Origin of the sequence: Chryseobacterium sp. W4I1, assembly GCF_030816115.1 — a bacterium.
Classification (GTDB): domain Bacteria; phylum Bacteroidota; class Bacteroidia; order Flavobacteriales; family Weeksellaceae; genus Chryseobacterium.
The window spans coordinates 4,564,353-4,589,475 of sequence record NZ_JAUSXQ010000001.1 but is presented as its reverse complement, the minus strand read 5'-3'; the positions used below and the strand labels follow the sequence as shown (position 1 = coordinate 4,589,475).

The following is a 25,123-nucleotide window of genomic DNA, read 5'->3' as shown; positions in this document are numbered from 1 at the left end:
AAAAGAATCGTATCAGGCGATACGATTCTAAAAACACAAATGATGAAAAAAAATTTATTACCTTGACTTGTTCCCTCATTCAAGGCGATGTAAAAGTACAATATATTTTATAATTACAAAAACATTTCAATTCTTTTTTAAAACTTTAAGAAAACTTTATGATTTTTTAAGTTTTTTTGTGTTCATCACGAAAAACAACAACTTTAACAAATTACCAATTTCTATAAACAGACACCATTTAAAGTTTACATAGAGTAAAATAAACATATTAAATTAAACATTTGTTTAATGATAAAACATTCACGCCTTACCTATTTTTTTCATATCCAAAAATTAGAGTTATTTTATTTCAAGTAAAATATTCTTGAAAAATTTGGTCTGTTTAACTTTCATAATTTTCGGATAAGTTTATTTTTGTGAGTCAATTTTAAAAGCAATACTTTTATAATACCGAAACAGATAATCGTAGATAATCATTTCAAACATTCGTTGGTTAGAAACAAACATACGATTGATATTCATATGAAATATACTTTGGAAAAAATTTTGTAAAGGCCCAGAATAGTGTTTAAGAATACTTTGTAATATTTTTTCTGACTCATGGATACTTATATGAATGCATTCCTTAAAAGGTACATACTCTTTAGAGTTTACAAATTCAAAATATTTTGGAACAAATGATCTGTATTTTCTATCTAACTGACTGTTCAGTTTTTTATCTGCTTTGAATTCATGCTTAAAAGCAATATTAAACTCTTTGATCCAGTCCAATTTTTCAAGAATAGATAGCCCAATATAATCCAGAATTTTATCAATATAAAAAAAGGATACAATAATTTTCTCTTCATCATTAAAGTGGAGATGCTCATAAAGTACACTATTACTATTCTTCCAAAATAAAAACTCAGCGTCTTCAATTGTTGCTTCTCCATACCTTTTTATTTCTCTCTGATAGGTATCCAATACAAAGTTTGATAGCTCTCTTGACTCAGTATGTTCTTTTAAGTAGTCCTTTATTATTGCAAGGACTTTGCTGAAACTATCAGGATCTGAAAGCTCAAAACGGATTCTCAAATGGGGGGCTGGATCATGATAACGTATAAAAAACCATTTCTTTATTAGCTCCCTTTTCTGAAGTTTCTTCAACAGGGGGCTTACTGCTTCTTCCAGAATAATATCTGCTGTTTTTACTCCTGTATAAAGTTTTATATATAGCCACTCGCTTCCAGGAGAATTTTTTTTTAGAGTCATGTCCATCTATTGCTTTTTATGAAGAGAAAACACAAACTGGTAAGCAAAATCTTCTTTTTCGTTATAGAGAAATTCATTAATAGTTATTGATCTTTTGACCTGTATTGTTTCGATGAATAATTTTGCCCAATCATAATTTTCAAGATTCAATATTAAAGTATTATCACTTTGCATCCATTGTACCCATTGAGGAATTTGTCTTTTTTCTCGCCAAGATTTTAATGCCGATAAAAATTGTTCTTTGTCACCAATGAATGTCACCAACACGCTGATATCTTCTCGTCTGATTTTCCATTGGGCTTTTGACAGGATTATATTTTTGTATTCCACTCTGGGTAGAAAATGATAGATCTTTTCAAGGTCTCCCCACTGAAAGTAGAGACCCGGACGGTTATTTTGAGCATGTAAATCACAAAGAAAATGATACACCGGCAGTGAATCCGATGAGTAGTTATGGGCATTCGTCAGGTACGGTTTAATTTCTTTATTCTGTTTTTTTGAACGCAGGACAATTTTATCGTTTTTGACAGAAATCCAAAGATCATCAACAGCGATTTGTCTGTTTTTTGGTAATATGGAATGCCCCAGGTAAGGAATTTCATAGTCTCTAAGTAATGAACGTCTGATAACATTTCCTATTCTGGCTTCAGGAAGATGGACAATCTCTGCTAATATTATATTGGGATTTTGTTTTTTCTCGCAGTCTGTTATTGCTTTTGTAAAGTTTTTTATTTCTGATTTTTCTGAACAGAATCTTGCGGAAAGATTAGCGGCACTGCTCCCACCACTTCTACTGAGAAATAGTTTTTCTTCTTTTCCATCGGAAATTATTTCAGTCATCAATGACAATGTATCCGGAAGGTCACTCCATCGTTCTTCAAAATCCTTACAATCATGATCATTTAGCTGAATAGTATATCCACTTTCTAGCAAGCAAGCTTGTATTTTCTGATTTAAAATAACCTGAACAGGATTTAGATGAATGATAAATCCGGAGTTTATTTCAGTCTGCGGAATGCTAATGTCGTCCAAATAAGTATGAATTCCTTTTGCCGGATTTCCTTGGCGGTATCCAATTCCGATCTCTGTATCCATTACATAAGCCAGTGAAACTTCTTCTGTTTCAAATCTTTCAATAAAGGCTTTTTTAAATTTTTCAAAAACACTTTCCCCGGAATTCAGTGTGAGTTTATTTAAAAAAGCAATACCTGTCTTTAATTCTTTTTTCCAATATCCAGCCAGTTTATATTTATTTTGAAAATAACAAATCTGTCTGGAACAGATATTTTTGTTCATAATCTGTATTAAAAGTTTTAATGTATTCTTCAATTTCTTTATACAACAAAACCGAATTAACTATATTTTGATCCAGTTTTTCTAATTTTTGCTGAATAGAAGTCAGAACCTTTACATGTCCCTGTGCTTCTATTTTCTTTAAAATTTTGATCATCGTATTCAGAAAATCGTCCCCGGAAACATTAGGTTCCAGCTCGCTAATCAGAACCTGATTCTCAATTAATTCATCAATAAATTCCGATGCATCTTCAAATGTAATTTCATCATTGATGAGTGTTTGAATCATTTGAGCAATGGTTTTGCCATTTTTGCAAAAACTTAGAAGTTCATCCAGCTCCAGAGATCGATATGCTGATGAAATGATATATCCCCTCTTTCCTTCAAAGTATTCATATTCCAGATATCGAATCCGGCGGCCGACCTTGTAAATGCTGTTATTAGGAAAATAGGTTAGCTTGTTCCTTATTTCAGTAATTTTAGACAAACCTTCGGCCAGTCCTACTAAAAAATGCATGTCCAGCTTTGTATCTCGAACAGACTGTCTATCAAAGCTATCAACAGTTTCATCATCAAAAACACCTAAACCAACACCTGAAAATAAACCAAATGGGGTACAACGATGGCTCATCCGGTTATAATATTTTCTGACCGTATCTTTCAGCTTTTCAATCTTCTTTGTTGGAAAACTTTCATCGGTATGTATCCATTTTTCAATTTCTTCATAAAGATAAGGAGATGTAAGATAAATGGCCTCCCGAAAAACAGGATCCACACAAATGTTCTTCAATTCGTTTTCTGAAAATTCATCATGGTGTGTCTTTTTCAGAAAATCTTTGAGGGAAAACAGGGATGATCTGAAAATATATTGATCAAAAAATTGATATGGGAAACGGGGCATTTATTTACGGGGCTGGTCTTTAGGTTGGTAATCAGGGTGTCCCAACTGCCAAAAGGCAAATGCAAAGATATCACTCAGATTAGAATATCGCTGAATAGCCGGAATATCCCCACCATGTCCACCTTCATAATCTACTTTTAAAAGTATAGGCTTGTCAGACTTGTTATTAGCCAATAATTTAGCCATAAACTTCGTAGACTGCCATGGGGTAACTCTTGGGTCATTAATCCCCGTAGTAATTAAAACGGCAGGGAATTTAACTCCTTTTCTAATATTATGATAGGCATCCATTTGTAGTAAATCTTTAAATTCATTTGGCTTATTTACTGAACCAAACTCCTGTACTGATGTCTTACCAACTCCACCCAGCTCATTCCTTACCGCATTTAGAATACCCGATTCTATTATTACTGCACCATACAAATCCGGCCTTTCAATCATTGCCATTCCATCAGTAATTCCTCCCGCACTGCCAGCCCAAATTGCTATTTTCTTAGGGGATGTATATTTTTGCGTGATTAAATATTCTGAACAAGCAATCAAATCTTTCCACGAATTAGGTTTATTATTTTTTTTGCCCATCAGTATGCCAGCTGGTTCCTTTTTCACCTCCTCCTCTAATATGAGGAACAGCAATCACCCCTCCCTGCTTCGCTAATAATAAATAACTAATGGCAAAGAAAGGATAAAATGATTCTCCATAAGCTCCATAACTTTGCATGAGCACCGGAGCCGTACCATCTCTTTTGATGTTCTTATTATAGATTAATGAAAGAGGAACTTCTGCACCATCATAAGATTTAACGGTAACTTCTTCTACTGTAATATCTTTAAATTCAGGATACTCAACTGCAGGAACAAGATTTTCAGGAGTAAATGTATTTTTCTTTAAATCGTATCGGAAACGCTGCTCCTGATTAACCCACCCTGAACAACTTACCCATATATCTGAAAAATCCTTGCCTTTTGTTTTTAAATTAATATCACCGGATACGTAGGGAAGTTTTATAGATGTTTCGATTCCTTTATTATAAAAATATAATTTGGCTTCAATACCATTTTTTACCGTTACATAGTAGATTCCGTCTTTCGTTATAACATGACTTTTGAATACTTCATCTTTCTTTTCCGGTACTAAAACTTCAGGATTCTTAAAATTGGGATTTTTAAGATTGGTTTTACATAGTTTATAATTAGGTGAATTATATCCTGATAAAAAGATGATCTCCTCTCCTACTAACCGAATAAAGTAAACCTTATCCTCCTTATTGTATAATTGCATCCAATTTTTCTTTCCTTTCAGAAGATCATCTTTCTTAATAATAAATGTTTTTCTATAATCTTCGGCATCTACCAGCATCCCGATATAATATAAGTCTTCGGGATTAAAAACCAAAATAGCAGGATATTTTTCTTCTGAAATCTTCAGCTCAGGATTGTTTAGACTCGAGAAAACATCATTTAATTTTTTAGGATCCTGACCAATTTTGTACAGGACAGATTGAGTATTCTTATTAAGATGCTCCGATGAAGGATCTATAACTGGATAGTGAATATAAAAAAAACCGGAATTATCTTCAAGCCAATTAATCCCGGCAATACTGGAAGGATCTGCGTTAGTAATAATTTCAGAACTTGTAGATTTAGTTTTGACATCAATTACAATTACTTCTGACAATTCTTTTCCTTTTTCGGATAAGGATATTGCCACTTTACTCCCATCCCAACTAGGACTTATGAGATTAATAATAAAATCATGCCCGGTGTCTGAATTATCCTTTTTGAATGACGAACTAAAATTAACAGGATCATAGAGAAGTTCCTCTTTTCCTAAAAAACCTTGTCTATAAAACACCCGGGCAATCTTCTCAGTCCCGTACTTTTTTAAATAGAAGTACTTATCCCCAGCTGTAATTCTTAAATTAGATATTGAATAGCCCTGTCTTTTATCCAGTTTCAATCTTTGGACCATATAATAATCTCTATTCGGAATCTTACTCAGAACAGAATTGAAATAATTTGTCTGGGATTTCATCCAATCTACTACTTCAGGATCCTGAAGTTTTTCTAAATTTCTGTATTCATCAACTATTTTAGTATCAAAATAGTCGTCAGTAACTGGAATAGAAGGTGCCAGATAAGTAGACTGTGCGATTAATAAACAAGAAAAAAATAAGATAGGAATAGTAATTACTCTATTTTTTATCATAATCAGAAATTACGGGGTTCATTTTATTGAACAATAATAAGAAATTGAAAATAGATTTGAAAAATTATTGAGTAGGTAGCTGGCCACCACCTTGGGGCTTACTCGCATTTTCAGGGCTTGTACATTCAACACCTTCAAAACCCTGCAAAGTAAGACCTCCATATATTTTTCCTGGATTAGTTACTTTAGTCATTTGTAATTTCTTTAATGATAATTTTTTCTCACTCTTGTTTTCTTTTTTCATTGTATGTAAATTAAATTATTAGATAGCAAAGAAAACGATTTTTTCACTACTACAGATAATTTCACTTTATAAATTCATGAATTTAACAACATAAAAATCACTATAACAGATAGTTAAAAATATAATGATAAATAAAGAAGTAAAATTAAATTTAGAAACTAAAATGAATATTTTTGTAAAACAATTATGAACGATGACGAGATTTAAGTATTATATATTCTTTTTGTTTATCAATTTAGTTTCCGCTCAAAAGAATTCTATTAATTCATTAAAAGAATACACATATACGGATCTTCAACAAAAGTTTTACGAATATGGTAAAATAGAGAAAACTAATGACGCTAAAAATATTGCTAAATATTACCTAAAAAGAGCAAAAAAGGAAAAAAATAATGATCAAATCGCAGAAGGATATGTGTTGATGCATTTTAACGAAGATCTTCCGATTGCTTTAAAATATCTTGACAGCCTTACAGTTATTACGAAAAACTCAACGAAGAATACTTATCCTGCAAGAATTTATTTACTAAAAGGAAATATATTTTTCAATTCTGACAATCAGATAAAGGCCTTAGAAAACTATAATCTGGGGCTAAAATATGCTAAAGAAAAGGAAAATAAAAGGCAGATTGCTATCGCCGATATCAGCATTGCCAATCTCAACAATTACATAGGAAAACATCAGGATGCAATAAAAACACTGAGATATTATTTGCATAATGCTGATTATTTGCATGAATCCGAACTCCAGGACATTCATCTAAATCTGGCCAGTACTTATCAGGACATTGATCAGATTGATTCTGCCAATATTATGATAAAAGAAGGATTACTTTCTTCAAAAAATGATGATTATCTCCATAACAAGTATTTATCTCTTTTTGGATTATCCAGTTTAAAACAGAAAAATTACAAGGTGGCTATTGACAGTCTTAATAAAAGTAGCAATTTCTTTTTGACTAAACATAATGATATGGCTCTAAATTATGCCTTGATGTATTTGGGGCAGGCATATGCCGGAGCAGGCCAGAAAGAAAACGCCGTAAAAAACTTCATTAAGATAGATTCTATTATACAGAAAACAAATAATACGTTTCCGGAACTTCGGGATGTATATACCTATATAATAGATTATTACAAAGATAAAAATGAGAAGGAAAAGCAACTTTATTATATCGAAAGGTTTTTAAAAGTAGACAAAATACTGGATTCCCAACTTTGGGTTTTGTCCAGAGAGCTCCCTAAAACATATGATACTCCCAACTTAATTAAGGAGAAAGAAACTATTATTAAAGATTTAGAAAAGAAACGGGTCATCTTATACTGTTCAATCAGTATTCTTATTGCGATACTGATACTTCTCGCCTATCTTTATTTTAAATCTAAGAAAAAAGAAAAAGAACACAGGAGAATTGCCCAAGAGCTCATTCAGAAGGCCTATGAAGGTCAGCCTGTAGCCGATCACCAAGAGGATCCTCTGATAGAGATACCGCAAGAGCAAGTAAAAGACAAAAATGTTAGCATTATTTCTCAGGATCTAACTCAAGCTATCTTAAAAGAGCTTGAAATTTTTGAAACCAAAGAACATTTTCTTAATAAAGGAATAACTTTAGGCAGCCTTGCCAAAAAAATCAAAACAAATTCTAAGTATTTGTCGGAAATCATTAATACTCAAAAAAGAAAAAACTTTGCAGGGTACCTCAATGATCTCCGTATCGACTATGCTATCGCCAGATTGGCAAAGGATAAGAAATTTCGTTCTTATAAATTCCCTGTTATAGCAGAGGAATTAGGTTATAATAATGAACAGGCATTTACTTTAGCTTTCAAAAAAAGAACAGGAATTCCACTGTCTTTCTACTTGAGGGAGATTGAAAAGTCTGAAGGATAAAAATCCAATAAAAGAAACAAAGTCCTGATAATCTGATAATTAATATTCGTTAATTCATAAAAATATCTCCTAAATTTATGAATTTATAGATCATCTTCTTGGATCATTAACCGGTTTCCCACATCTTTGCTCCAGGTAAAAACACAAATTTATTTTTTGTATGTGTACAGTACAAAACGTAAATCCAATAAGCTGATCAGCACCTTCCCATGTCAGGGAAATATGACAAATAAAATATTAATTTCAAAAAATTCTAACAATGAAAAAATTAACAGGAATGAAGAAAAATTTTTCTTCACTAGAAAACAAAAAAATCAAAAGAAACGAGTTAAAATCTATTAACGGTAGCCTTCTTGCTCTTCGTGATTATTCTATTGAATCTAATGTTGCTCCAGCAGGATGCGTTGAATCAGATCATTACACATCTAACGGAGGAGAATATATTGGTAGATTAACTGTTTGCTAGTACAATAAAAAGGAGGGGTAATTCTCCTCCTTCTTATTTTATTATTAATCGAATTATTTATGAAAAATTTCCCATTAATAAATTGTTGTATTGCTTTTGTCACTTTATTATTGCTTTCATCTTGTAAGAAAAACTATATCACCTATTACAATAAAGTAAATGATATAGACAGTACTTATAGACTAGCCAATAACCCAAAGCTGGCAATCAAAGAATACAGGGACCTTTTTGATGAATACGAACCTAAAAATCAGGAGCGCATTCAAGAATATGCTACTTATATTACCCTGGCAGACCAGTACAACAAAGATTTTGGGGGGAAAGAAAGTCTTTATAAATTAATCCCGTTAATGGCTCCGTATAATAATGAATATAAGAAGTATTTGCCTATTTTCAATAAATATGGAATTGACAATCAATCAGTAGAGCAAGAAATAGCACAATGGAAAAAGAATTTAAATAAACAACTTATTGATTCCTTTACTATTGCATTCACCCGAGACCAGGCAGGACGCCCCGAGGACACTGCATTAATTAGAAAAAATGTAGAAAAAAATGCTAAGCTTTTTATGTGGGCATTTAAAGAATATGGTTTTCCTTCTGTACAAAAAATAGGTTTGATAGGAAATAATGGCAACGGCTTTTATATACCCACCATGCTTACACACATGAATGAATCCAAAGATCATTATCCATATATAAAAGAAAAATTATTAGAGTACGTCAAATCTGGAGACTTGTCACCACATGATTATGCATTGATGGATGATGCTTATATGGGAATACACAAAAAAAGTACAGTTTATGGTTTTAATTTTATCCAAGTAAAAGATTCTGCACAAATTAATCGTAATCGGAAAAGTATAGGTATTCCAAGTATGAAACACAGTTTCAAAATAAGAAAAGACTATTATAAAAACCTAAAGCAAAATGATACTCATAATCTCCAATAATGGAGAAACAACGACCACAAAAGTTATCAAAAATCTTTTTGAAATGGGAAAACCGTTTATTCGCATCCATGAAGATGAATTTTTTGATATCAAAACTGATAAAAAAAGAATTTTTCTGGTAAGTGAAAAAAACAAATTTTTCCTGGATGAAATCACTAGTGTATGGTACAGAAGAGGAGGATTAAAATTTAAGCGTTTAAAGTATAATAATGAATCTGTCAACAACCATATGGATGAGACTCAGCATTGGCTTGAAGATTACGTGATAAAAACTTTAGAATCAAAAAAAACCATTAATAAACAAAGCAATAGCCACGTAAACAAACTTTTCGTATTAGAAAAAGCTCAAAAAGCAGGCTTAAATGTTCCAAAATATTTTTTGGCAGAAAATACAAATGAAGTAGTTGTTAATAAAACAATTACAAAAGCTCTTACCGAAAATGTGATCTTGGATACTATTAGCAAAAATTCAGATGCTATCATATATACTTCAATCATAGAAGAAAAGGAGAAAAAAAATTTTTTTATTACTTTTTTTCAGGAAAAAATTGAAAAAGATTTTGAAATACGCAGCTTCTATCTGGATGGTAAAATGTGGTCTACCGCTATTATTTCTCAAAACGATGAGCAAACTAAAACTGATTTCAGAAAATATAATGACAAGAAACCTAACAGAAAGGTAAGATACCAGCTTCCTAAAGATATTGAAGAAAAAACACATCACCTGATGCAGTCCCTGGACTTAAGTTGTGGTTCAATAGATTTCATAAAAAGTGGTGACAATTTCTTCTTTTTGGAAGTTAATCCAGTTGGGCAATTTTATGGCCTTTCAACCATGTGTAATTACTCATTAGAAAAAGAAATAGCAAAATATTTATGAAAAATCTCTTAAAAGAAGAAAAAAAGTTACCCCTTACTTTTAAGTATATTGAACACTTTAGAACTAAGAAAAAAAATAAAATTAATAATTCTACAGCATCATATGTATTATGTAAAAAGTACCAAACAGATTATCTTTTGAGAGAAAACCCGATAAAACCACTTACAAGACTACTATGAAATATTTCAATCTATTTAGTAATATCTTAATAACCAAAGGAGCCAAAAGAATATTAATATCAGATCTCCAAAGAAACCTTTCAGATTTATATCCTTTAGAACTTTATGATATTATTGAAGAGCTGAAAAATGATTCCATCGAAAATATACTAAAAAATTATGATGCTGAATCTAAGGAGTTCATCCACGAATATATAGACTTTCTCCTTGAAAAAGAATATGGTTTCATAACTAATAAAGATTGGGATAGAAATTTTCCTCCAATGTCTTATGAATTTCAAGAAGCCAGTCAGATCTCAAATATTTTCATAGAAATTAATAATGTCTCTGCTCTTGATAAAATAAAAAACTCTATTGATAACTTAGGTGTAAAACATTTAGTAATTTATTGTAACAAAGCACTTACAATTAAAGATTTTCAGGATATCGACAATAAATTTGAAGGATCTGTTTTAGAAGGTATTGAAATATACTCCCCTTTTCATCAACTTGTTGACAAACTTTTTTTTCAAACTCTCAATCAAACAACTTTAAGAATATATAATTTCATTTTTTATAACTGTCAGGAGATTCCTTTTAAAACAAAAGAAAATTTTAGATTTAACATTAACTTTAGCCATGAAAACATCAAAATATCCGCTTGCGGAAAAGTAGATCTAAAATATTTCAATACTAATCTCCCAAAAGTTCTTGAAGCCATCAATCATAATTCCTGCTTACACAAAAAAGTAGGAATTGATATCGAAGGGAATATAAAGAACTGTCCTTTAATGCAAGAAAGTTCTGGAAACATAAACAAAACCACTCTTGAAGAAGCCCTGGCAAAACCAGATTTTAAAAAATATTGGAATATAACCAAAGACAATATAGAAGTTTGCAAAGACTGTGAGTTCAGATATGTATGTACAGACTGCCGCGCCTATACAGAACGTACTCATATTAAAAATGGATTAGATATCTCCAAACCATTAAAATGCGGTTATAATCCTCACACTGAAAAATGGGAAAAATGGAGTGAAAACCCTTTAAAACAAAAAGCTATCCAAAATTATAACTTACCGGAGCTAATAAAAGCTGATTTCTACAGTAAATCCTAATCTTCTAAAGTATACATGTAAACTACAATCAGAGAATACAAAAATTCATTATTTTTTTCTTTAACAAAATATTGATAATCAAATCAAATCTACCAACACATCATTATATCTCACCATTACTAGAAAAAAAATTTGTTTTTTTAAAACATCTGCGTATTTTAGTTAAAAATATTTATATGATTTTCGACAAACTAATTAACTATCTAAAGCTCGATAAACAGGAATTTTCTTTCCAGTTCAATTCTCATCCAAACTACCCTTCTGCATTGGCATTTAGTGATACGCTTAACTTTATGGGCGTAAAAAATGATGCCTATGAGCTTGATAAGGAATATTGGGATGAGCTTCCGGAGGAGTTTATCGCGATCGTTGATAATTCTTTTTCATTGGTAAAGAAGTCGGGAACAAATTATTCAGTTTATTCGGAAAAAGCCAAAACACTCAACAAGGAAGAGCTTCATAAAAAATCTACCGATTTTGTATTGCTGTTTGAGAAAAGTGAAAATGCTGAAACTAAATTGGCTTTTAATTTCAAGCCTGTTCTGTATCTGGTTTTCGCCATCATACTTATTTATTCTTTCCTGAGTTTAAGCCTGTATGAAGGTTTATTTAATCTTCTTTCGCTGGCTGGTGTTTATATTTCTATGGAGATTTTCAACCAGAAATTCGGGAATACGTCTACAGTTATCGGAAGTATATGCGGTGATGCATCAGCAACCCAAGCCACCAACTCCTGCGATAAGATCATCAAGCAGGATAAAACGAGTATTTTAGGTCTGAAATTCTCTGATTTTTCACTAATTTATTTTGTAGGACTTGCTGTACTGGGACTTTTTCTTCCGGCAACAGCTTATATTGTAAAAGGGTTCACATTCGTCTCCATACTGGCTATTGGATATTCTCTTTACATCCAGGCCTTTGTAGAGAAAACATTCTGTAGAATATGTCTTCTGATCATTTCGATCCTGATTGGACAGCTGGTACTAAGTATGCTCTTTTTCCAGAATACAGTATTTAGCGTAGGAATGTTAGTATTGACCGCTGTTTTATGGATCCTGGTCTTTTCTGCAGTCTTATATTTCAGCAATATTCTTACCCAAAAAGAAGATATTCAGAAGTCTAATGCTAAGAATTTAAGGTTTAAAAGAAATTATGAACTTTTCAAAAGCCAGCTTTTGGAAAATGAAAAAGTAGAATTCCAGGATACCCAGACTTTTTCATTAGGAAATAAGAATGCAAAACTCCGCCTTTCTATTGTATCCAATCCTTATTGTGGCTTTTGTAAAGATGGACATAAAATAATGGAAGGACTTCTGGAAAAATATCCTGATGACATTTCTGTACAGATCAGATTCAATTATTCTCCAGAAAGAGCTGATGAGAAATACACCAAATTACTTTCAGCTTTTAATTATCTATACCATAATAAACCTCAAAAAGACTTCCTGAAGGCAGTTGAAAATTGGTTTGAAAACAAAGATGAAAATAAGATCGTAGCTCTATCAGGGTCTACAGCAACTGAAGATCTTACAGCATTTGTTGAAATGACAAAAGACAATAGTAATAAAGGGTTGAACTTTACTCCTATTTTTATCTTGAACGGACATCAGTTTCCTGATAAGTACGACCGTGATGATATCTGGTTTTTTGTTGATGAATTAATGGAAGATGAAGACTTACAATAAGAAATTGTACTCGAATTAAAAAAATCACTATATTAGGAAAAAATATAAGCGGACTCCGAAAAGCTGTAAAAGAGTAGGAAAAAAGCCAAACTTATAACCTATGAAAAATTTAAAAAGAATATCAAGAGAAAGTTTAAAATCTATAAAAGGAGGACTTAGAATGTGTCCGCTTGATGGGGAATGCGGTGGAGACCAGTGCTGTGCCAACGGGGTTTGCAGACCTATTGCCGGAGCAGGACCCAATACCTATTATTGCACACCACCTACAATGATTGATTTTACTCCATTATAGATTTACACCTTTAATATTAAATTAAACTCAATATTATAAGCTTCTTCATAGGCATGTAAGAAGAGTTTAAAAAGGTACTATATTAGCTAACGATCATTTTAAGTAACAATGAATAAAGTAAAAATGTCGTCATATCTTGGCGACATTTTATAATGAGAATAAATTTTGAAGAAATTTCCCTTTTATAAACAGCCGGATGCTAAAGACTGCGGCCCTACCTGCCTTAGAATTGTAAGTAAATATTACGGCAGAAGTATCTCTTTGCAACAGATCCGTACTCTTTCTGAAACTACACGTGAAGGAAGCAGCCTTTTAGGACTTAGCGACGCATCAGAAAACTTAGGATTCCGCTCTCTTGGAGTTCAGATCGATTTCAATACTCTTGCAGAAGAAGTACCTTTCCCATGCATTGTACACTGGAATAAAAACCACTTTGTTGTTGTTTATAAAATTGATAAAAACAATAAGGTTTATATTTCAGATCCCAGCTATGGGCTGATCACCTATAACCGTGAAGAATTTATTAAATTATGGATCGGGGAAAATGCCAACGAAAATACAGAAGAAGGCATTGCCCTTATTCTGGAAACAACTCCCGCATTTTTTCAAACGGAATATGACACTGAGGAAAGTAAAGCCAGCTTTTCTTTCCTTTCCAAATATCTGCTCAAATATAAGTCACTTGTTATTCAGCTTGCAGTAGGCCTTTTGGCAGGAAGTTTACTTTCACTTATTTTTCCGTTTCTTACTCAAAGTATTGTGGACGTAGGAATACAGAATCAGGATCTCAACTTTATTTATGTTGTTCTTCTTGCCCAGATTATGTTATTCTTAGGAAGAATGGGTATTGAAGTCATCCGAAGCTGGATCCTTCTCCACCTTTCGGCAAGGATCAATATTTCGATTATCTCAGATTTCTTTATCAAGCTGATGAAGCTTCCGATAAGCTTCTTTGATACAAGAATGACAGGAGATATTATGCAGAGGATCAATGACCACCATAGAATTGAACAGCTATTGACGAGTTCATCGCTAAACACCCTGTTTTCACTTGTTAATCTGGTTATTTTCAGTATTGTCCTCTTATTTTACGATTACAGACTGTTTATCGTCTATCTTGTTGGAGCAGCTTTGTATATAGGATGGATCAGCTTTTTCCTTAGTAAGAGAAAAGAACTGGATTATAAAAGATTCTCTCAGGTTTCTCAGGAACAGAGCAAGGTTATAGAATTAATTAACGGAATGCAGGAGATCAAAATGCATAATGCTGAAAAGCAGAAACGTTGGGACTGGGAGTTTCTGCAGGTAAAGCTATTCAAGATCAGAATAAAATCTCTGTCTCTGGAGCAATGGCAGTCTGTGGGAGGAAATTTTATCAACCAGATGAAAGATATTCTGGTTAGCTTCCTGTCTGCCAAATTAGTTTTAAGCGGTAATCTTACCCTGGGTATGATGCTTTCGGTACAGTATATCATTGGACAGCTGAATAGTCCTTTACTTCAACTTATCGATTTTATCAAACAGACCCAGGATGCCAAAATTTCCCTTGAAAGATTGGGTGAGATCCATGATAAGGAAGATGAAGAGGACAAAAATGAACAGTATGCTATGGAAATTCCGCAGAAAGACATTGATGTCAGTAATATTTCATTCAGATACATCGGTTCTGACGTTCCTGTATTTGAAGATCTCAGCCTTACGATACCTTATCAGAAAACTACGGCTATTGTAGGTGCCAGCGGAAGTGGGAAAACTACACTTTTAAAATTATTAATGAAGTTTTATGAGCCGAATTCTGGAGATATCAAACTTGGGAATACCCAGCTTAGAAATATTTCACCTAGATTTTGGAGGGATCATTGCGGAGTTGTAATGCAGGAAGGATACGTATTCAATGATACTATCGCTAATAATATTGCGGTAGGAGAAGATCATGTGGACAAACAGAAATTAAGAAGAGCTGTAGAAATTGCAAACATTAAGGAATTTATTGAAAGTCTGCCTTTAAGCTATAATACGAAGATAGGAAATGAAGGTGTGGGAGTCAGTGGTGGTCAGAAACAAAGACTTTTTATTGCCAGAGCGGTTTATAAATCACCGGAATTTATCTTTTTTGATGAAGCGACTTCTGCTTTGGACGCCAATAATGAAAAAGTGATCATGGAAAACCTTGAGCAGTTCTTTAAAGGTAAAACCGCTATCGTTATTGCTCACAGACTATCCACGGTAAAACATGCTGACAAAATCATAGTTCTGGATAAAGGCAAAGTAGTAGAGGAAGGTAACCATGCCGAACTGGTCTCTTTAAAAGGAGAATATTACAGACTGGTGAAGAATCAGCTGGAATTAGGAAATTAATCTGAACAAATTAAAACAAATCATAAAGCGAGATCCGAAAAGTTTACAGAGTAGGGGAAATTAGAATTAAATTACTATGAAAAATTTAAAAAAACTATCAAGGCAGGAATTAACTTCCATAAATGGAGGTGCAATAATTCCCGATAATTGCTGCGGCTCATGGTGCAATGGTAGCTGGGTACCATGCATAATCAAACATTTTGAATGTCCACCTGATTCGGATACTAATCCACCATCAGGGTACGACGGGAACTGCCCATTTGCTTAAATTACATTCCCCTTAAATGGGGAATTTTATCTTATAAACATGAAAGAAGACATCTTAGATAATATTGAACTACGCTCTGAAAGCGTTCAGGACATTCTTACCCAGCCTCCCCATTGGATGATACGCTGGGGGAACAGCGTTATATTAGTCATACTTCTGCTCATTCTTATGATGAGCTATATTATAAAGTATCCGGAATTTGTTTCCGCACCTGTAATTGTGACATCGCAAAATCCACCCGAGAAAATAGAAGCCAGAACCAGTTCGAAAATAGAGAAGATCTTTATCAAAGATCATCAGGAAGTTAAAAAAAACGATGTCCTGATGGTCATGCAATCTACTGCCAATTATAAAGATGTTTTGGAACTAAAAAAACTAGTAGATTCTATCTCTCCTCAGCAACTGCAAAATTTTCCAATTGCAATGACTTCAAGATTTAAACTTGGGGAACTCCAGGGCGATTACAACAGTTTTGCAAAAGCATTTCAAGATGAAGAACTTTTCACAAGGCTTCAGCCATATGCACCGGAAAATATAGCCGCCAATCAAAGTATCTCAGAATACAGAGTAAGGATTGCTACCCTAAGACAGCAGAAAAGTCTGGAAATGGCTAAATATGAATTGTCAAAGAAAAGCTACCAAAGATCTCAGGAACTTTTCAACCAAGGAGTAATTGCTTCTGTAGAACTTGAGAATGAAAAAATAAAATTTCTTCAGGCTCAACAAAATCTTGAAAACCTTAATATTTCCATATCTCAGATGGATGAAGGGATTTCCAATTTGAATAAAACAAAAAGCGGAACTGCTATCAACACAGAAAAAGATAAAATCACTTATTCTTCACAGACTTTACAGCTTTTTGAGCAGCTTCGTAAATCTTTAAAGCAATGGGAACAAAATTATCTTGTGATTTCTTCTACAGATGGTATGGCAAGTTTTCAGCAGTTTTTTGGCGAAAACCAATTTGTAAAAACAGCTGAACCTATTCTTTCTATACTTCCTACAAATAAAGAAAAACTGGTAGGCAGAATGTCTGTTCCAACCATCAATTCAGGAAAGGTAACCACAGGACAGAAAGTTCTGATCAAACTAGACAACTACCGTTTCCAGGAATATGGTATTGTAGAAGGAAAAGTACAGAATATTTCACTTATTCCGGATGATAAAGGAAATTATTATGTAGATATAACTCTTCCAAAAGGATTAAAGACGAGCTATAATAAACAACTTACATTTGACAAAGAACTTAGAGGAAATGCAGAGATCGTAACACAGGACCTGCGGCTTATTGAAAGATTCTTTTACCAGATCAGAAAATTACTGGGGTATCAAAGTTAGTGACTCCATCAAACATATTAAAACCGCAGCTTTTGAAGTCTGCGGTTTTCTTTTATAATCAAAATGTCTTTAATATATTATAGCTGGTGTTACAAGCGGATTATAATACCAGCTTCTCGGATGATCATAGCTACTTAACCAAGGACTTCCCATTTGTGAATTAACCGTACAGTATTGTACATAATTACTTCAGGCATTTTCAATCTGGTTTTTCAGATCCGGCAGTCTTTAAAGTCTTTTTCTGCCTGATAAGCATAGGTATCAAATTTTGTCATGGTTTTAGTTTTAAAGTATAGCCTTTTAAAAAATCGAGTAATTATGATAAATTACATTCTCTATGAGCACAAAAAGTGCAGTGAGGATTTCGTTTCAAAAAGCATCAATTTCGACCTATATTTATACTGATGCTTATATGAAAATAAATTATCATACTCAAAGCTAGATATTATCCTTTGATATTCTTTATGTATTTCTACGCAATTTTATTTTTCAAAGTTTATACCTATGCTATAAATCTATTAATACTGCAAAACAGAATGATTAAAACTCTTTTAATCGGAATAAATTAATACACCTTCGATAAAAAGATTTGATAAAGAATATGGATAGATCATTCTGTTAAAAATTTAATTGAAATAATAAATCACGTAAACTTATCACAAGAAGCTTTCAACTGAGCAATTTAAAATTGTTTATGGAGTATACTTAAAATAGAAAAAGGGAAAGCAATATATACTGCTTTCCCTTTTATTGTAGCGAAGACGGGAATTGAACCCGTGACCTCAGGGTTATGAATCCTGCGCTCTAACCAACTGAGCTACCTCGCCGTTTTGGTGGTGCAAATATAGAAAATATTTGTTTACCACCAAAATTATTTTAACTTAAAATATTCCAAAACATCGCCTACATGGTCTGGTTTATTGATAATCTTATTGTTAGCATCTAAAATAAAATACGTCGGTGTTGCATGAACATTGTATGTATCTACATAAGAACTGTTCCATCCCCTTAATTCGGAATCATTGATCCAAGGAAATGCAGCGATCTTCTGGGTATAGGAGTTTTTATCTGTATCTAAAGAAAGCCCGACGATCTGGATATTTTTCGATTTCAGGTCATTATATTTGGCCAAAAGCTGGGGAAGTTCACTTTCGCAATGAGAACACGTAGATGACCAGAAAATAATGATTTTTTTATCAGCTTTCACATCATAAAGTGACTTTGCGGATGTATTGTCTGGTGATTGGAATTTAACGTTAGGGAATGAGGCGCCCATTTCAACATTAGCATTGGACTTTAAAGTAGTCGCCAATCTATCAGTAATAGTGCATTTAAGATTTCTAGCAAGGTTTAAATACTTGGTCTTAAATTCATCCATATCATAGGCATCAAAAATATCGATAAGCTCAGATAAAACGGTTTGTCCTCTTGGAGTTTCAACCTTTAGCCTGTCTAAAAGCGTATCTACTGATCCTGTCACATTGGTATTCCCCCCGGAATTAAGGTAAGACACCAAAACAGGTCTCAACAGAGATGAGGATTCCAACATATCATTAGATTTATCAAGGAAATTGACAATATCTTCCTGAGTTACTTTTTTAGCCGGATCTGTAGAGTTCGACACAAACTTATTATAATTGGCATTGTAATAAGAAATGAAAGGATGCTTGGATGCATCAATAGTACTGCTTGTACCTGACAGCCTGTCTATTTCAGTTTTCAGCGCTTTTCCGAACTCGGTGTTATCTTTATAATATTCTTTGATTTGTGCAAGAGCAGGGAGAATAAGCTCTTTTTTCTGAGAACCCTCCTGTTGCTTGCTCATAAGATCATTGACCTCGTCAAGGTATATAACATCTTTGACCTTATTATTCTGGACATCCAGCTTTATACTGACGTTTTTATTCTCCGAGATAAAGCTCACTGCATTATTTGAAGCAGGAAAATATACTTTCATCATGCCCATATAGTTATTTGGGTATTTGAAAGTCCATGTATTATTCTTGCTCTGCTCTTTGGTAACAATAATGTCCTTAGAACCGCTTAATGTATATAGAATGGCATCCTGATCTTTAAATTCGGCAGGAGTCTGAACTGTAACCGTAAACTGTGCCTGCAGAGAAAATGCAGATAATACTGCAGATAATATATATATCTTTTTCATAGAGTAAAAATAAAAAAACTCTCCGATTAATCAGAGAGTTTAATATTATTTTAATAAATTTTTAGGCTTTTATACTCTTATATTTTCTTGTATAGAATATAATGAATACCACAGCAACTATAGCTAATGCATATACATACATATCTATGGGTGATGCGGGAGTAGGAGCTCCTGGACCTCCACCTCCAATACCACTTTTTGAAGTAGAATTAGGAGCGGGAGGGAATTCTTCCGCGTATGCAAATGATATCACAAAAAGAAAAAGACTCGATACTAGTTTATTGATAGTTTTCATATTAATATTTTAAGATTTTAGTGTTAACAATTACTCCTTTATCAGAAACCACTTTTACAACGTAAGAACTCTTAACTGAACCCTCAAGTTCAATTACGAAATCCCTTGATGCATCTATTGCTTTCTTAGAGATAATAAGTTTACCACTCATATCATAAACTTCGATATCTGCTTTTTTCCAACTTGGATCAAACCTTACTATATAATTGCTTACTGCAGGGTTATATACAACCATTGTTTTTGAGAATGACTTAGTCTCATTAGCTGTTGCAAGTACAGTTTTATCCGGTTCTCCATAGTATAAGTTATAAGACTGTGAATTTACTGGAATAATACCTCCTTGTTTTGCTTGTTCTACACTACCATTAGAAGATTTGTAATAAAATCCTTTTCCGGAAGATAACTGATGTGTTCCAGAAGGAATCATCTCAGCATTTTCTCTGATTTCAAACTTATAAGAAACTATTTTCTGACCTGCAGTATTGTAATCAAAGTTATACATCAGAACATTTTTTCCTGAGAAGTTATTTTCATTAGCTTCATTAATGTATAATTGATATTGTGCAGTGTAATTAGGATCTTCTCCTCCGTTTAGAGCTTCTTCATAAGTAACAATCTTATTACCTGAATCTGTAGATGCCTGTACGGTAGTAGCAGTAGAAATCTGGTGCCCGGTAGTAGCATGTGGAGAAACTACATAATAAACTCTCGATACTTCTTTACCACTAGCATCTAAACCAATTACTCCTAATTGTTTTATCGTTCCGGTCGTAGTATTATTAGTATTAGTGACAGTTTTGTTAGCAGTAACGCTATAATCCGTACCGTCTACTCTGGCAGTATTATTAAACCTTCTAAGTGTATTAAAATTTAAAGTTTGGGGAGTATTATCCCTTAATTTCATAATAAAAACACCCATTGGTTTTACCATCAGATTATTGATATCTCCTACAGGTATGTGACTTGCCTGGTCAAATGTCATAACGAGAGGATTGGTAAATGAACTCCCACTACTTGTATACTGTACGGTTCCAGGTGAGTATTGGACAGCCCATATGTTGCTGATCGCATTACCATCACCAACTCCGCTTTCAGCGTATCCAATTTTTGATAAATCCAGGTTTGTTAAAAACGGGTTTCCAAATTCATAAATGTTTTTCCCGTAAGAACCTGCCCAAGGGCTGGTGGTTTGCTCAAAATCATCATACAGATACGTATTATACTTCTCAGTATACGAGTTTAGAGCATTACCATTTGGTCCAAAATTAATGCCGTTACCAGCATTCACTAAGTTAGCTGTTGTTAAAGTGGAAAAAGGTTTACCATTAACGGTATACACCCCACTCGCTGCAGGAGGATTACTAAGATCTAAATTATTATTATTTGATCCCATCATGTAATAACCATATGGCACCGTAGTCGTTGATGCAATAGGTTTTGTATCACTTACAACAGTGGCATTATTCCACATTAAAATTTCATTCTTGGAGTATCTCGTCCCAGTGAAAGTTTTATTAAGTTCAGGAGAAAGAGACGATAGTACTTTATCACTGAAAGGCAAAGCTATCTGCTGATAAAAATTACCATCACCATGCTTTGCATTTCTGTACTCTTTACTTACAACACCTGTGATATTGGACTGGGATAATCCATCGACGTATAGTTGACCATACGTTGAAGTTGCATAAGTAGCAGGGGTATTTAGTCTTAAAACAATATTTCCGCCATCGGTCTTATCAGCACCACTGGCATCAATTGTCTTAAAACTATCTGTAGCAGATCCTACAACCATAATATTTCCATGTACATCCAAAAGGCCATTGCCCTTGGTTTGTACACCTCCACCACTATAAACTAGGGTGCCTTCGCTTACATACATATTAGCATTAGTGTCAACGTGACATAGTACCTGCGCCTGAACAGAGTAACTAATTGCTAAAAGACCTATAGCAAATAAACTTTTTCTCATTGTATAAAGTATTTGTGTGTGTTAATACAATCTTCACCCGCAAAGGTAAGATTTTTTTTCGTAGAAAAAAATATATTTTATTTATTAACAAAAATATTATCCTCTGTTAATATGATTTCTTTCTCTTCGCCTATTGAAAACATATAGTCTTCTAAAACTTTTTCTGTTGTACCTCTTAAACCTCTGGCTCCCAAACCTTTTTCCATGGTTTCTTCTACAATTTTCTCAATGGCTCCGTCTGTAAATACCAAATTGGCGCCATCCATTTTGAAGAGTTCCACGAACTGATTGATGATGGAATTCTTCGGTTCTTTCATGATCCTTACCATCGTTTCTTTGGTCAGTTTATCAAGGTAAGTAATGATTGGAAATCTTCCTAAAAGTTCAGGAATTAATCCGAAAGTACGAAGATCTATTGCATTAATATGGGTAAGGATATATTCGTCTTCATCCATTTTATTGAGCTTATCAGAACTGAATCCGATGGCCTGTTTGTTCATTCTCCTTTCAATGATCTCCTTAATTCCGTCAAAAGCACCTCCTGCAATGAAAAGAATATTCTGGGTATTGACCTGAATATATTTCTGATCCGGATGTTTTCTTCCTCCCTGAGGCGGAACGTTTACGATACTTCCTTCCAGAAGTTTCAGCAATCCCTGCTGTACTCCTTCTCCGGAAACATCTCTTGTAAGGCTCGGGTTGTCTGATTTTCTTGCAATCTTGTCGATCTCGTCAATGAAAACAATTCCTTTTTCCGCTTTTTCTACATCATAATCCGCTACCATGAGAAGTCTTGAAAGGATACTTTCTACATCTTCCCCTACATAACCTGCTTCCGTTAAAATTGTAGCATCTACAATACAGAAAGGAACATTAAGCTCTCTTGCAATGGTTTTTGCCAGAAGGGTTTTTCCGGTACCGGTTTCACCTATCATGATGATATTTGATTTCTCAAGCTCTACCTCCCTGTTTTCGTCCTTGGCGTGAAGGAGTCTTTTATAATGGTTGTATACTGCTATTGAAAGTTGTTTCTTGGCTTGGTCCTGACCAATAACATATTGGTTAAGGAATTCTTTGATCTCTTTCGGTTTCTTAAGTTCGTCTATATTTTCTGCAGGAGAAGAATTTCCTGGTTTAGAAACACTGTCTTTTACAATGACATGTGCCTGTTCGATACAGTTTTCGCAGATAAAGCCGTTCTGCCCGGAAATAAGCATCTGTACTTCATTTCTTTTTCTGCCGCAGAAAGAACATTGGTTTGAGTTCATACTATATATATGTATATGTGAAAGAAAATCGTAAAAAATTTCTTTTTTACGATTTTATATTTTTTAAGAATTAATAATTGAGTTTTGAATCTCTTTGTATTCTTCGTCCGTTAATTTTAATCTCTCATTTCTGAAGTTCATATCTTCCATCTTGCTCAAGGGAATGAGGTGGATGTGGGCATGGGGAACTTCAAGCCCTACTACAGCTACCCCTACTCTTATACAGGGAACTGCATTCTTGACCTTTTTGGCGACATCTTGTGCAAAAGCCCAAAGATTTTTGTATTCTTCGCTTTCCAGATCAAAGATCAGATCTACTTCTTTTTTGGGAACTACCAGCGTATGACCTTTCACCAATGGCATTGCGTCCAAGAATGCTATAAAATTATCGTCTTCAGCAATTTTGTATGAGGGAATTTCGCCGTTGATGATCTTTGTGAATATACTGCTCATATTATTAGAAGTTAGATGTTGTATATAAGATTAAAGAGTGATTTCCAATACCTCGAAAGACAGTTTGTTTCCGTTTGGCAATGTAATATCGGCAGTTTCGCCTATTACTTTCCCTAGTAATCCTTTTGCAATCGGTGTATTTACAGAAATTCTGCCTGTCTTAAGGTCGCTTTCATTATCCGGCACCAGTGTAAACACCTGTTCCTGATTAGTCGCATTATTTTTAAGTCTTACCGTGGTAAGGATAGATACTTTTGAAGTATCTAACTGAGTCTCGTCTATGATCTTAGAAGTTGAAATAATATCTTTAAGCTTGGAAATTCTCATTTCAAGCATACCTTGAGCTTCTTTAGCCGCATCGTATTCTGCGTTTTCAGATAAATCTCCTTTATCTCTTGCTTCTGCAATCTGTTGGGTGATTTTTGGTCTTTCTACAGTTTCTAACTGTTCCAGCTCAGCTTTCATTTTCTCTTGTCCCACCTTTGTTACATAGCTTGCCATAATTTTCAAAATTTAGGTTTGGTATAAAAAAATAATCCGACATTTGCCGGACAATGTATTACGTGTTATATCGTTTAACTTTTACAAATATATAAAAATTTAAATTGAAATGAAAAAAACTTTCTCAATACTATCTATTTTAACGCTACTGATTTTCAGTAATTTAACCGTAATCTCATGCGGAAGCAGAGAAGATACCGTCAGCTGCTTTCCGAACAATCCTATCAATGTCACTTTAAATCTGAACTTCCCCGCATACAACGCAATTACATATGACGGAGGCTGGATTTACGTAAACGAGCAACAATCTGGAACAAGGGGCCTGATCGTGGTACGTGTAGGAGATTCTTTCAAAGTATATGACAGGAACGCCCCACACATCTGCCCTGATGCCAATACCACTCTGGAAGTGAAAGATAATATCAGTGTTTTGTGTCCTAAGGACAATACCAGATGGATATTGAGATCCGGCCAGCCTGAAACGGGAGCTAAAACTTCTCTTCCGCCTAAAACTTATCCTTATAATTATGATCCTGCTACCAGAATTTTAAATATTTATTTCTAAAAAAAATGAAAATCGTTATACAGAGAGTTTCCGAGGCAAGTGTAAAAGTAGACGGAAAAATTGTAGGAGAAATAGGTAAAGGGTTAATGCTTCTGACAGGAATTGATGAGAATGATGAAAAGTCTGATGCAGACTGGCTTGTTCAGAAGATTTTAAATCTCAGGATTTTTGGTGATGAAGATGACAAACTTAACCTTTCTGTAAAAGATATTTCAGGTGAGATTCTTTGTATCAGCCAGTTTACCTTGATCGCAGATTATAAAAAAGGCAACCGCCCTTCTTTCATCAAAGCAGCAAAACCAGATCTGGCAGTTCCTCTTTTTGATTATTTTAAAGAGGAAATAGCGAAATCCGGATTAAAAACAGAAAGCGGTATTTTCGGGGCAGATATGAAAGTTTCCTTAATCAATGATGGCCCGGTAACAATTGTTATGGATTCAATCACAAAAATCTAGGATCTGCAAAATTATTTATTGAAGAATTCAAAGTCTTTCAGACTGGCGTATCCGCAGGATCATGTTTAAGCTGAATATATCAACTAAAGATCTTTATTGATTAAAAGACATTTTAGATACAAAAGGTCCAGTTTCAGCGGATGAAGAT

At 33.7% G+C, this 25,123-nt stretch carries 23 protein-coding genes and 1 tRNA gene; 11 read left to right on the top strand and 13 right to left on the bottom strand.

Going from position 1 to position 25,123, the window contains the following annotated elements:
* Positions 1–408 precede the first annotated feature (408 nt).
* The 6 genes from QF044_RS21425 to QF044_RS21400 all read right to left on the bottom strand — a co-directional run bounded on the left by QF044_RS21425 (position 409) and on the right by QF044_RS21400 (position 5,898).
* Positions 409–1,257, bottom strand: a complete 849-nt coding sequence (locus tag QF044_RS21425; RefSeq protein ID WP_307271858.1) for a thiopeptide-type bacteriocin biosynthesis protein — start codon at positions 1,255–1,257, stop codon at positions 409–411.
* On the bottom strand, positions 1,258–2,547 hold the full coding sequence (locus QF044_RS21420) for a lantibiotic dehydratase family protein (RefSeq protein WP_307271854.1): 1,290 nt from the start codon (positions 2,545–2,547) through the stop codon (positions 1,258–1,260).
* On the bottom strand, positions 2,501–3,445 hold the full coding sequence (locus tag QF044_RS21415) for a lantibiotic dehydratase (protein WP_307271852.1): 945 nt from the start codon (positions 3,443–3,445) through the stop codon (positions 2,501–2,503). Before QF044_RS21415 ends, QF044_RS21420 begins: the two co-directional genes overlap by 47 nt.
* On the bottom strand, positions 3,446–4,027 hold the full coding sequence (locus tag QF044_RS21410) for a prolyl oligopeptidase family serine peptidase (RefSeq protein WP_307271850.1): 582 nt from the start codon (positions 4,025–4,027) through the stop codon (positions 3,446–3,448).
* Entirely contained in the window at positions 4,011–5,654 is a 1,644-nt protein-coding gene (locus QF044_RS21405; protein WP_307271848.1) for a prolyl oligopeptidase, read from the bottom strand. Before QF044_RS21405 ends, QF044_RS21410 begins: the two co-directional genes overlap by 17 nt.
* A 64-nt stretch (positions 5,655–5,718) precedes the next feature.
* Entirely contained in the window at positions 5,719–5,898 is a 180-nt protein-coding gene (locus QF044_RS21400) for a hypothetical protein (RefSeq protein WP_307271845.1), read from the bottom strand.
* Between the two features lie 193 nt (positions 5,899–6,091).
* Between QF044_RS21400 and QF044_RS21395 the strand changes: the two genes are divergently transcribed.
* The 9 genes from QF044_RS21395 to QF044_RS21355 all read left to right on the top strand — a co-directional run bounded on the left by QF044_RS21395 (position 6,092) and on the right by QF044_RS21355 (position 17,305).
* Positions 6,092–7,789, top strand: a complete 1,698-nt coding sequence (locus QF044_RS21395) for an AraC family transcriptional regulator (protein WP_307271842.1) — start codon at positions 6,092–6,094, stop codon at positions 7,787–7,789.
* A 259-nt stretch (positions 7,790–8,048) separates the two neighbouring features.
* Positions 8,049–8,255 (top strand): TIGR04139 family peptide modification target, encoded by a 207-nt coding sequence (locus tag QF044_RS21390; protein WP_307271840.1) that lies wholly within the window; start codon positions 8,049–8,051, stop codon positions 8,253–8,255.
* 59 nt (positions 8,256–8,314) lie between these two features.
* On the top strand, positions 8,315–9,208 hold the full coding sequence (locus tag QF044_RS21385; RefSeq protein WP_307271837.1) for a hypothetical protein: 894 nt from the start codon (positions 8,315–8,317) through the stop codon (positions 9,206–9,208).
* Positions 9,186–10,088 carry a grasp-with-spasm system ATP-grasp peptide maturase gene (gwsG, locus tag QF044_RS21380; protein WP_307271834.1) on the top strand — a complete coding sequence of 301 codons (903 nt, stop codon included), beginning with the start codon at positions 9,186–9,188 and terminating at the stop codon, positions 10,086–10,088. The genes QF044_RS21385 and gwsG overlap by 23 nt, the downstream gene beginning before the upstream one ends.
* A gap of 175 nt (positions 10,089–10,263) precedes the next feature.
* Positions 10,264–11,364, top strand: coding sequence for a grasp-with-spasm system SPASM domain peptide maturase (gene gwsS, locus QF044_RS21375; RefSeq protein ID WP_307271831.1), 1,101 nt, complete (start codon positions 10,264–10,266; stop codon positions 11,362–11,364).
* Positions 11,365–11,540: 176 nt separating this feature from the next.
* On the top strand, positions 11,541–13,049 hold the full coding sequence (locus tag QF044_RS21370; protein WP_307271829.1) for a vitamin K epoxide reductase family protein: 1,509 nt from the start codon (positions 11,541–11,543) through the stop codon (positions 13,047–13,049).
* Positions 13,050–13,149: 100 nt separating this feature from the next.
* Complete coding sequence (locus tag QF044_RS21365; RefSeq protein WP_307271827.1) at positions 13,150–13,341, top strand: hypothetical protein; 192 nt, start codon at positions 13,150–13,152, stop codon at positions 13,339–13,341.
* Between the two features lie 165 nt (positions 13,342–13,506).
* Entirely contained in the window at positions 13,507–15,699 is a 2,193-nt protein-coding gene (locus QF044_RS21360; RefSeq protein WP_307271825.1) for a peptidase domain-containing ABC transporter, read from the top strand.
* A gap of 307 nt (positions 15,700–16,006) precedes the next feature.
* Complete coding sequence (locus tag QF044_RS21355; protein ID WP_307271822.1) at positions 16,007–17,305, top strand: HlyD family secretion protein; 1,299 nt, start codon at positions 16,007–16,009, stop codon at positions 17,303–17,305.
* A gap of 753 nt (positions 17,306–18,058) precedes the next feature.
* On the opposite strand, the gene QF044_RS21350 is transcribed toward QF044_RS21355, so the two are convergent.
* From QF044_RS21350 to greA, 7 genes are all read right to left on the bottom strand, one after another.
* Positions 18,059–18,132: transfer RNA gene (locus QF044_RS21350), tRNA-Met, on the bottom strand.
* 44 nt (positions 18,133–18,176) lie between these two features.
* Entirely contained in the window at positions 18,177–19,469 is a 1,293-nt protein-coding gene (locus QF044_RS21345) for a TlpA disulfide reductase family protein (protein ID WP_307271819.1), read from the bottom strand.
* Between the two features lie 61 nt (positions 19,470–19,530).
* The gene (locus QF044_RS21340; RefSeq protein ID WP_307271817.1) at positions 19,531–19,764 is read right to left on the bottom strand and encodes a signal peptidase; all 234 of its coding nucleotides are present in this window, start codon (positions 19,762–19,764) and stop codon (positions 19,531–19,533) included.
* 1 nt (position 19,765) lies between these two features.
* Positions 19,766–21,643: a T9SS type A sorting domain-containing protein gene (locus tag QF044_RS21335; protein ID WP_307271815.1), complete on the bottom strand. Its 1,878-nt coding sequence runs from the start codon at positions 21,641–21,643 to the stop codon at positions 19,766–19,768.
* Positions 21,644–21,810: 167 nt separating this feature from the next.
* Entirely contained in the window at positions 21,811–23,001 is a 1,191-nt protein-coding gene (gene clpX, locus QF044_RS21330; protein ID WP_307271811.1) for an ATP-dependent Clp protease ATP-binding subunit ClpX, read from the bottom strand.
* Between the two features lie 63 nt (positions 23,002–23,064).
* Positions 23,065–23,454, bottom strand: coding sequence for an HIT family protein (locus QF044_RS21325; protein ID WP_307271808.1), 390 nt, complete (start codon positions 23,452–23,454; stop codon positions 23,065–23,067).
* 30 nt (positions 23,455–23,484) lie between these two features.
* Positions 23,485–23,955 (bottom strand): transcription elongation factor GreA, encoded by a 471-nt coding sequence (greA, locus tag QF044_RS21320; protein ID WP_307271804.1) that lies wholly within the window; start codon positions 23,953–23,955, stop codon positions 23,485–23,487.
* Positions 23,956–24,064: 109 nt separating this feature from the next.
* On the opposite strand from greA, the gene QF044_RS21315 reads away from it, so the two are divergent.
* Entirely contained in the window at positions 24,065–24,520 is a 456-nt protein-coding gene (locus QF044_RS21315; protein WP_307271801.1) for a hypothetical protein, read from the top strand.
* A gap of 5 nt (positions 24,521–24,525) precedes the next feature.
* Entirely contained in the window at positions 24,526–24,975 is a 450-nt protein-coding gene (dtd, locus tag QF044_RS21310; protein ID WP_307271799.1) for a D-aminoacyl-tRNA deacylase, read from the top strand.
* Positions 24,976–25,123: the final 148 nt, after the last annotated feature.

What these genes read in the sequence shown, in the direction of transcription:
- QF044_RS21425 (WP_307271858.1), bottom strand. Translation starts at nt 1,257, where the DNA reads ATGGACATGACTCTAAAAAAAAATTCTCCTGGAAGCGAGTGGCTATAT.
- QF044_RS21420 (WP_307271854.1), bottom strand. Translation starts at nt 2,547, where the DNA reads ATGAACAAAAATATCTGTTCCAGACAGATTTGTTATTTTCAAAATAAA.
- QF044_RS21415 (WP_307271852.1), bottom strand. Translation starts at nt 3,445, where the DNA reads ATGCCCCGTTTCCCATATCAATTTTTTGATCAATATATTTTCAGATCA.
- QF044_RS21410 (WP_307271850.1), bottom strand. Translation starts at nt 4,027, where the DNA reads ATGGGCAAAAAAAATAATAAACCTAATTCGTGGAAAGATTTGATTGCT.
- QF044_RS21405 (WP_307271848.1), bottom strand. Translation starts at nt 5,654, where the DNA reads ATGATAAAAAATAGAGTAATTACTATTCCTATCTTATTTTTTTCTTGT.
- QF044_RS21400 (WP_307271845.1), bottom strand. Translation starts at nt 5,898, where the DNA reads ATGAAAAAAGAAAACAAGAGTGAGAAAAAATTATCATTAAAGAAATTA.
- QF044_RS21395 (WP_307271842.1), top strand. Translation starts at nt 6,092, where the DNA reads ATGACGAGATTTAAGTATTATATATTCTTTTTGTTTATCAATTTAGTT.
- QF044_RS21390 (WP_307271840.1), top strand. Translation starts at nt 8,049, where the DNA reads ATGAAAAAATTAACAGGAATGAAGAAAAATTTTTCTTCACTAGAAAAC.
- QF044_RS21385 (WP_307271837.1), top strand. Translation starts at nt 8,315, where the DNA reads ATGAAAAATTTCCCATTAATAAATTGTTGTATTGCTTTTGTCACTTTA.
- gwsG (WP_307271834.1), top strand. Translation starts at nt 9,186, where the DNA reads ATGATACTCATAATCTCCAATAATGGAGAAACAACGACCACAAAAGTT.
- gwsS (WP_307271831.1), top strand. Translation starts at nt 10,264, where the DNA reads ATGAAATATTTCAATCTATTTAGTAATATCTTAATAACCAAAGGAGCC.
- QF044_RS21370 (WP_307271829.1), top strand. Translation starts at nt 11,541, where the DNA reads ATGATTTTCGACAAACTAATTAACTATCTAAAGCTCGATAAACAGGAA.
- QF044_RS21365 (WP_307271827.1), top strand. Translation starts at nt 13,150, where the DNA reads ATGAAAAATTTAAAAAGAATATCAAGAGAAAGTTTAAAATCTATAAAA.
- QF044_RS21355 (WP_307271822.1), top strand. Translation starts at nt 16,007, where the DNA reads ATGAAAGAAGACATCTTAGATAATATTGAACTACGCTCTGAAAGCGTT.
- QF044_RS21345 (WP_307271819.1), bottom strand. Translation starts at nt 19,469, where the DNA reads ATGAAAAAGATATATATATTATCTGCAGTATTATCTGCATTTTCTCTG.
- QF044_RS21340 (WP_307271817.1), bottom strand. Translation starts at nt 19,764, where the DNA reads ATGAAAACTATCAATAAACTAGTATCGAGTCTTTTTCTTTTTGTGATA.
- QF044_RS21335 (WP_307271815.1), bottom strand. Translation starts at nt 21,643, where the DNA reads ATGTATGTAAGCGAAGGCACCCTAGTTTATAGTGGTGGAGGTGTACAA.
- clpX (WP_307271811.1), bottom strand. Translation starts at nt 23,001, where the DNA reads ATGAACTCAAACCAATGTTCTTTCTGCGGCAGAAAAAGAAATGAAGTA.
- QF044_RS21325 (WP_307271808.1), bottom strand. Translation starts at nt 23,454, where the DNA reads ATGAGCAGTATATTCACAAAGATCATCAACGGCGAAATTCCCTCATAC.
- greA (WP_307271804.1), bottom strand. Translation starts at nt 23,955, where the DNA reads ATGGCAAGCTATGTAACAAAGGTGGGACAAGAGAAAATGAAAGCTGAG.
- QF044_RS21315 (WP_307271801.1), top strand. Translation starts at nt 24,065, where the DNA reads ATGAAAAAAACTTTCTCAATACTATCTATTTTAACGCTACTGATTTTC.
- dtd (WP_307271799.1), top strand. Translation starts at nt 24,526, where the DNA reads ATGAAAATCGTTATACAGAGAGTTTCCGAGGCAAGTGTAAAAGTAGAC.